The sequence below is a fragment of the Frankia sp. CeTa3Moorea genome (genome assembly GCF_978021225.1).
This window is the reverse complement of sequence record NZ_CDXDOR010000175.1, coordinates 1-8,536: the sequence shown is the minus strand read 5'-3', so window position 1 is coordinate 8,536 and position 8,536 is coordinate 1. Positions and strand designations below refer to the sequence as shown.

At 65.8% G+C, this 8,536-nt stretch carries 5 protein-coding genes; 3 read left to right on the top strand and 2 right to left on the bottom strand.

Annotated elements, in window-relative coordinates; genetic code table 11:
• Both AC08OV_RS21280 and AC08OV_RS21275 read left to right on the top strand, forming a co-directional pair.
• A partial coding sequence (locus AC08OV_RS21280) for a DUF1156 domain-containing protein (protein ID WP_476620181.1) occupies positions 1 to 1,970 on the top strand: 1,970 nt, incomplete at its 5' end.
• A 2-nt stretch (positions 1,971 to 1,972) separates the two neighbouring features.
• A complete protein-coding gene (locus AC08OV_RS21275; RefSeq protein ID WP_476614935.1) occupies positions 1,973 to 5,344 on the top strand; it encodes a Swt1 family HEPN domain-containing protein in 3,372 nt (1,123 codons plus the stop codon).
• A 740-nt stretch (positions 5,345 to 6,084) separates the two neighbouring features.
• Here the strand turns inward: AC08OV_RS21275 and AC08OV_RS21270 are convergent.
• Both AC08OV_RS21270 and AC08OV_RS21265 read right to left on the bottom strand, forming a co-directional pair.
• Positions 6,085 to 6,714, bottom strand: coding sequence for a Panacea domain-containing protein (locus AC08OV_RS21270; protein ID WP_476614934.1), 630 nt, complete (start codon positions 6,712 to 6,714; stop codon positions 6,085 to 6,087).
• A 95-nt stretch (positions 6,715 to 6,809) separates the two neighbouring features.
• Positions 6,810 to 7,493 (bottom strand): tyrosine-type recombinase/integrase, encoded by a 684-nt coding sequence (locus AC08OV_RS21265; RefSeq protein ID WP_476614933.1) that lies wholly within the window; start codon positions 7,491 to 7,493, stop codon positions 6,810 to 6,812.
• A gap of 655 nt (positions 7,494 to 8,148) precedes the next feature.
• On the opposite strand from AC08OV_RS21265, the gene AC08OV_RS21260 reads away from it, so the two are divergent.
• On the top strand, positions 8,149 to 8,536 hold a 388-nt coding region (locus AC08OV_RS21260; protein ID WP_476620180.1), incomplete at its 3' end, for a DUF6414 family protein.

The window sequence follows — 8,536 nt, the reverse complement described above, 5'->3', positions numbered from 1 at the left end:
CCTCGGGGCAGCGGGTCGAGTTCACCATCGGACACGACAAGGCTGACGCCCCTGCGAAGGACGGGGACGGCACCATGGTGCGTGGTCACGGTACGTGCATCGCATGTGACTCCGTGGCGGAGAACGCCTACATCCGCGCTCAAGCGAAGTCGGTCGGTTTGGGCCGTACGCTGATGACGATCGTAGCGGAAGGCAGCCGTCAGCGGGTATATCTCCCCCCCAGCGATGAACACCTGAAGGCTGCTGACGTCGAACGGCCCGACGACGTGCCCGATCAGCTCGTGACGACGCCAAACCACGACGTCGACCGCCTGCCGATGTATGGCATGCCGCGCTGGTCCGATGCGTTCACGAACCGCCAGATCGTAGCCCTGACCACCTTCAGCGACCTGGTCTCCGGCGCCCGGGTGAGGGTCATCGCGGACGGCGGCACCGAGGCGTACGCCGACGCCGTCGCCACCTACCTTGGCATCGCTGTGACACGAGGAACTGACCGCCAGACGTCTGTATCATCCTGGGACTCAAGCCCCAGCAAGGAACAGGTGCGTGGCGTCTTCGCGCGCCAGGCTATCCCGATGGCTTGGGACTTTGCCGAGACGAACCCCTTCGCAAAGTCCAGTGGAACCTGGACTGAAAGCGTCGACTGGGTTGCGAAGGTTCTTGAGCGGCTGCCTGCTGACGCTGGACAGCAGGGGGAGGTTAGGCAGGCCGATGCGGCGAGTCGCCAATACTCCTCTCTGCTCATCAGTACGGATCCGCCGTACTACGACAACATTGGCTACTCTGACCTCTCGGACTTCTTCTACGTCTGGCTGCGACGATCGCTCCGGTCGATCCATCCAGGCATCCTGGGGACGATGCTTGTCCCGAAGGCCGAGGAACTCGTCGCCAACCCGTACCGGCACGGCGGTAAGGAAGGTGCGCAGAAATTCTTCGAGAACGGCTTCCGGGCTGTCTTTGCACATGCACGTGAGACAGCCCTGGCGGACTATCCGATCGCGGTTTGGTACGCGTTCAAACAGAGCGAGTCTGACGATCATGGCGAGGCTTCCACCGGTTGGGAGACTCTGCTCGAAGGCATGATCCGGTCGGGCTGGGAGATCACCTCGACGTGGCCGAACCGTAGCGAGCTCGGCAACCGCATGATCGCCAGTGGCACCAACGCTTTGGCCTCCTCGATCGTGCTGTCGCTGCGTCCTCGTCTCGAGGGGGCTCCGACGACGGACCGGCGTGGGTTCATCGCGATGCTTGAGGCGGAGCTGCCGGAGGCGTTGCGGAAGTTGCAACAGGGGCAGATCGCGCCGGTGGACCTGCCGCAGGCCGCGATCGGGCCGGGGATGGCGGTGTTCAGCCGGTACAGCGCGGTCCTCGAGCCGGACGGCAAGAAGATGACTGTGCGCTCGGCGCTGGCGCGGATCAACGAAATTCTTGACGCGGTACTGGCCGAGCAGGAGGGCGACTTCGACGCGGCCTCTCGGTTCGCGATCGCGTGGTACCGCCAGCACGGCTATGGCATGGGCTTGTTCGGCGACGCTGACAACCTTGCCAGGGCGCGCAACACCAGCGTCGACGTCATGGAGCGGGAGGGGATCCTGGCGAGCCGGGCTGGCAACGTGCAGATCCTGAGGCCCGCCGATCTGTCGTGGGATTACGACGTGCTCGAGGACAGCCACACCAGCAACTGGGAGATTCTCCACCATCTGATCGGCGTGCTGGAGCGGGACGGCATCACTCCGGCGGGTGACTTCCTCCAGGCGGCACTGAGCCGCCCGGACGGCGCAGTTAACGCTGACCTCATCAAGGAGCTCGCGCACCTTCTCTTCCGCATCGCGGAGGGCAATGGCTGGACGAAGGACGCTCTGAGCTTCAACAGCCTGGTGACGAGCTGGCCGGAGGTTCTGGAGGCCGCGCGCACCCGGAAGAATCCCACCAGGGCACAGGCCACGATCGACTTTGACGAGGACGAGTAGACATGGCGCTGAGCAACCGCGACCGCATCGACCGGATGTTCCAGGTCCTCGCCCCGGCGCTGGACGACTTCATCTCGTCGGTGATCGGACAGGCCGACCCGGCGCTGGGGGCTGAGTGGACGAAGCTGGTCCAGGCGAAGGACCTTAAGAACGGCGCCCTCGCGAGCAAGAGCTACGACCCGCTCGACCCGCAGGTCCAGTTCCGCCTGCTCACCGAGGGCAACATCACCGGCGGCTACAAGCAGGGCTGGTACCCGTTCAATCAGGCCGTCGGGCGCGTCGGCGAGACCTACGCCAGCGAGCTGCGCGAGGTGCGCAACGCGTGGGCGCACAACGGCTCGTTCAGCGACGACGATGCCTACCGCGCACTCGACACGGGCGAACGCCTGCTCAAGCTCATCGGCGCGAACGCCGAGACCGACGAGGTCCGCGGCATCCGGCTCAACCTGCGTCGGGTGACCGCCGATAAGGACGACAGGAAGGTCCTCAAGGCCGCGGTCGACAATCCCGAGGCTGCCGGGCTCAGGCCGTGGCGTGAGGTGCTCCAGCCCCACGACGACGTCGCGACCGGCAACTTCCACGCTTCCGAGTTCGCGGCCGACCTCTACAAAGTCGCCACCGGCGGCGAGGCCGACTCCGACTACGCCGACCCGGTCGAGTTCTTCAAGCGCACCTACCTTACCGAAGGTCTCCGCGACCTGATTGGCCGCGCCGTGCGGCGTCTTTCGGGTGACGACAACGCCTCGCCGGTGATCAATCTCCAGACGAACTTCGGCGGCGGCAAAACCCACTCGATGCTGTCGCTGTGGCACCTGGCCGCGGGACTTCCCGTGGGCGAGTTCCCGCAGGAGACCCAGGAACTGCTCACCGCCAACGGCTACCCCGGCACCGAGGTGAACCGGGTCGCGATCGTGGGCAACCACCTCAGCCCGTCCGGTGTCACCAAGGACGACGGCACCCACGTCAACACGATCTGGGGTGAGCTGGCCTGGCAGCTCGGCGGTGCCGAGGCGTACGCCATCGTCGCCACCGCGGACAGCAACCGCACCCACCCCGGCGAGGCGCTCCACACGCTGCTGGCGAAGTACGCGCCCGCCGTCATCCTGATCGACGAGTGGGTCGCCTACGCCCGCTCACTCGTCGGCCGCGACGACCTCGCGGGCGGCACGTTCGACGACCAGTTCACCTTTGCCCAGTCGCTGACCGAGGCCGCGAAGGGCACCTCGGGCGTCCTGCTCGCGATCTCGATCCCGGCCTCTGAGAGCGCGGACGACTCGGAGATCGTGGCCGGGAACGCCGAGGAGGTCGGCGGCGTCAACGGTTTTGAAGCCTTGAAGCGGCTCCAGAACGTCGTGCGCCGGGTGGCTGATCAGTGGCGCCCGGCGTCGTCGGACGAGGCCTACCACATCGTCAAGCAGCGGCTGTTCAAGCAGCCTGACGCCGCCGCGCTCGCCTCGATCGGAGCGACCGCCAAGGCGTACGTGGAGCTGTACCGCAAGTACACCGATGACTTCCCGCGTGAGGCACGCGAGACGTTGTACGAGTACCGCATCAGGTGGACCTACCCGATCCACCCGGAGCTGTTCGACACCCTCTACGAGGAGTGGTCCTCGCTGGAGCGCTTCCAGCGCACCCGCGGTGTGCTGCGGCTGATGAGCACGGTGATCCACGCGCTCTGGACGGGCGAGGACGCGTCACCGCTGATCATGCCGGGTTCGATCCCGCTCGCCACCGCGAACGTGAACGCCGAGCTGACGCAGTACCTCCAGGACTCCTGGAAGGCGATCATCGATGCCGATGTCGACGGCCCGAACTCCGAGCCGGCACGCATCGACCAGGAGAAGCCGCTGTTCGGCCAGCGAGCGCTGACCAAGCGGCTCGCCCGCACGGTGTTCTTCGGCGCCGCCCCGACCATCGCACCCGGCTCGGTCCACAAGGGCATCGGTACCCAGCGGGTCTTCCTCGGCACCGCGATCCCCGGCGACGTCCCGGGCAACTTCCACGCCGCGCTGACCCAGCTCGGTGACCGGGCGACCTACTTCTACTCCGGATCCGGCAAGCACTGGTATGACCTCCAGCCCAACATCACCCGCACCGCCAAGGACCAGGCCGAGCGCCTCCACAAAGAGGACGTGTGGAAGGAGATCGTCACGCGGCTGCTCGGCCAGGGCCGCCTGAAGGGCGACTTCGCCGGCGTCCACGTCTGCCCGGAGAACGACGCCGACATCCCGGACACCGGTGAGGCGCGCCTCGTCATCCTGCACCCGAAGTTCGCCCACCTCCGGGACGCCGAAGCTCGCAAACGAAGCGTCGAGTCGGCCGCCAGGAACTTCGCGCAGAAGGCGACCGAGCAGCGCGGCAGCTCCAACCGGACCAACCGCAACATGCTCGTCTACCTCGCCCCCGACGAGGCCCGGCTGGGGGAGCTCGACGCCGCCACCCGCGACTACCTCGGCTGGAAGCACGTTCTCGACAACGAGGCCGACCTCGACCTGACCCAGAACCAGAAGAAGCAGGCCGCGCAGCGCCAGGCCCAGGCCGACCAGACCGTCACGGCCAGGCTCCTGCAGACCTTCACCTGGGCGCTCGTCCCGGCCCAGCCGGACCCGAGCGCGCCGTTCGTCATCCGGGAGGCCAAGGCCGACGGGCAGTCCACCTCGCTCGCCGAGCGGGTGTCCCGCCGCCTCGGCAACGACGGCGACCTCTCGACGAGGCAGGCCGCGGCGACGATCCGCCTGGCGATCAGCAAGGTCCCGCAGATCTGGAAGGACGGCCATGTCTCGCTCGGCGCTCTGTGGGCGCTCTACAGCCAGTACCCCTACATGCCCCGCCTGCGCGACAGGACGGTTCTCAACGAGGGCATCATCGACCTGCCGATGATCTGGCAGACCGATGCCTTCGCGCTCGCCGCCGGCTATGACGACTCCGCCGGCCGCTACCTCGGACTTTGGACACCCGAGGACAAGGGCGCCGCACCGGCGGCCACCGACTCGCTGCTCCTGGTGCGTCCCGACATCGCCGCCAAGCAGCGCGACGCCGAAGTCCCGGCGATGCCGGGCCTGACGGAGAGCCCGAGCGAGGACGACGCGAAGAAGCCCTTCAAGCCGGACCCCGACCACCCGGGCGTCTACCATCGCAAGGTCAAGACGCGGTTCTACGGCGTGAAGACTCTGAATTCCGACAAGATCGCCCTTGACTTCAAGAACGTCGCCGACGAGATCATCGCCAACCTCCGCCAGGACGGCACCGAGCTCGTCGTGAAGATCGAGATCGAAGCCACGAAGAGCACCGGCTTCGAGGAAGGCCAAGTCCGCACCGTCTCCGAGAACGCCGGGACCTTAAAGTTCGACCAGTCGGGCTTCGAGGAGAGCTGAACGGCAGACCAGCCTGTACCTGAGCAGCATCGAGATCGAGGGTCACCGCGCCTCTGCGCTCGACCCCGTCACCTGCCACCTACTCATCACTGCGAACTTTGGGGGCGCCACCGTGCCGGCGTGCCGAGCAGTTCTGTCGCCCGCCGGTGGATCGCAAGCTCTGTCTCTCTGTCTCCAGCTCGGCGATCCGGGCGCGGGGCGCACGGTTACAGAACCGGCTGTCCCGATCCTGGCCGGGGTGTTTCGTCGCGCATCAGATCCGATCGCCCAGTCCGAGCCGGGCCCGGCCGGCACACCGTAGGCTGCGAGGATCCCTGCGGCCGTCAGACTTCGAGTTCAGGCTTCAGGCCGTCCTCTTCGTCATCATCCGCGAGACCGAGGTATGCCAGGTATCGCGTCTGGACCTCCTCGAGGAGTTTCTCCGGGAGGGTGCCCGTCCAGTCCGTTAGGGCCGTTTTCAGGAGTGGCTGAGCATGAGGGACCCAGACCCAGCACTTCTTCGAGACGCCCCCCGACCCCGGCAGGCACCTTCACGCAGTACCGGGTTCTGCGGGAGACCTCTGACGACAGCGGCATCACTTGGACGAGCGGCCAAGCAGGGTCCGCGTTGCTCGAGCCAGAGATCACGAGCACCTGGCGTCGCGGATACAGCTTGCGGTCGTCGTTTGGTGGCATCGTTAGTGCGTTGTCGACAACCCAGTACAGGCCGCCGATGACCACGACGGCAGCTGGAACAGGCGTCACGGCTCCCCGATCAGACGGTTCGCCCGGGCACGTCCCGGCGCGAAGTCCGCGAGTTCTTGAACGATCTCTTCTTCGACGCCGTCGTCGTCGAACTGCTCAGGTAGGCCGCGGGCGACCGCGCGCAGTCTCGCGAGGGACCGGCCAACCTTCGGAACGGGCCGGACGACACCGAGATCGAGTACGACGCCCCGCATGCCGGTGTCCTGGGCCTCCCGCATCGGCGGCGTCTGGTAGCTGAGCTGCTTGAGCGACGATGCGGCGAGGTCGCCGAACTCGTCGACCACCGCGATCACGAACGCCTCGTCTTCCTGGGGGAGGTGAAGGTCGAGGTCGTCGAGGAGCGTCAACCGGACCTCCCGGCCGAACTCCCACCGGTCTTCCTTGCTCCCGATGACCTCGTCGGTGGCGAGTTCCCGCTCGACGTCCAACAAGGCGTGGTTAAATGGCCCGTAGTCCAGCCATTTCCACTCGACGCCGCTGACCGGGTCGTCGCCGGAGGCGACAGCGCGAAGGTCCGCGAAATACAGCAACTTCGCGAGCTTCATTTGAGTGATCGCATAGCCGCGATCCCGGGCAGCGCGAAGTACCGCCAGCACCGCGGCGCGCCGCCGGGCGCTGGGACTCATGGAGATATTCTCCGCCCGGGCCACAACCCGGAGTCTACGCAAGGCCACTACTCGGCGCTGTACAAGCTGCCCAGAGTATCCATTCTGGCCTAGATCTAGATCCGATCGCCCAGTCCGAGCCGTCCGTGCTCGTCCTGGGCACAGCGCCGGACCATCTGGTAGACCCCGGACAGCGTTATAGCGGTACCGCGGTCCGCGAGCCAGAGTGCCGGCAGCGAGGCGTGACGGTGGTTGCGGCGTATCCGGAGATAGCGGTTCAGGGAGAGCGCGGTCTGGGCGCCGATGCCCGTGTGCCGCTGCTTGTCACCCTTGCCCGTCACCAGCAGCCGCTCGCGGGTGAGGTCGACGTCATCGACGGCCAGCCCCGCGACCTCGGCGCGGTGGCCGCCGCAGTCGGCGAACACGCGGATCAGCGCCTCGTCGCGCCGGGACTGGAAGTCCTTCCCCTTGCAGACGGTGTCCAGAGCGGCGAGCTGCTCAAGTTCCAGCAGGGGGACGACCTTCTCGCCGATCTTCGGGGGCTGTAGCTGATCCATCGGCGAGACATCGATCTCCTCCTCGCCGAGGAGCCACACGAAGAACTGCTGCAGGCTCCGGAACGCCTGGTTGACGCTGCCGTCGGACCGGCCGTTGGGGCATCGCGGGGTGCGCTCGGTCGCGAACGCGATGAGAAACCGTTCAATATGGCCGCGGCTGATCTCGTCGGCAGCGGTGGGGCGGTAGGTCGGCATGGTCTCCTCGCCGGCGTCGGCGGCAGTGCGGCGCGCGGCGCCGTCCACCCGGCCGGCGTCGGCGGCAGTGCCGCGAGCCAGTTGACGAACGCGACGCCCGTCTTGCGGTACGCGGTCCGGGTCTCGTGACTGCGTCCCGCGGTCGCGAGGCTCTGGTCCCATCCGTCGAGCAGGAGCCGTCAGACGGGATCTGCCCCTTTGATGATCTCAACCATAGCTGGCGAAATTACCATCTCGTGCACCGCAGCTTGACGGATCAGGCTGCAATTACTACGTTGCGTGCCTGGTCAGTGCTGCGATGTGCGCCCGGCAGGGATCGAACCTGCGACCTGGTGCTTAGAAGGCACGGAAAGCACCAGGTGTCCCAGCAGCTCGGCCTCGTCACGTTGTCCGTCGCGGTCTGCCTGCGTCCGCTGCCGTCCAGGATCGTTGCTACAGCGGTAGCTACACGATCAGGCGCGGCCGACCACTCAACTTCAAGATCTTTTTAGCTTCCACTTGGTTCTGCTGCCTTGGAGCGCAACAACTTCACGGCGGTGTCTCCGTACTGCCAGACCCCTGACTGCGCGACGGGAGCGACCGCCTTGCGGATCCAGTGGACAGACCCCTCCGTAACGCCGGCGCTCTAGGATGTAAGATCCCTTGCACGCTTGGTGGCCTCGCAGTAAATCTGCTGCGCTGGCCGGAATTTGCGTCGGGGGAAATGGATCTGATGATTGTTCCACAATTCATCTACTATGATCGCTCGCTAGTTGACGACTTTCTTGACATCCTCGATGGGGGGCGCTCCGATGAGGAAAATCGGCGCACACTTCATACTGAAGAACGCGCTCCAGGATCAGGTGAGGACGCCGATGGCACATCTCGTTCTCATATAGAGAACGAGAATGAGCGAGTGGTCAGGCAGGTGCGCGCCTCCCGTTTCAATCGATTTATGGTTGCGGTTAACGAGAATGAGATGCTTCGAACGGTCGAAGGATTCGACGAACGTTCCTGGGAGACGCTTACACGGGGAGATCTTGTAAAGTTTGACGGAACGCTGCGGACGCCGACCATACGTCGTATCTTGGATAACATTGACTCTGTTCGGG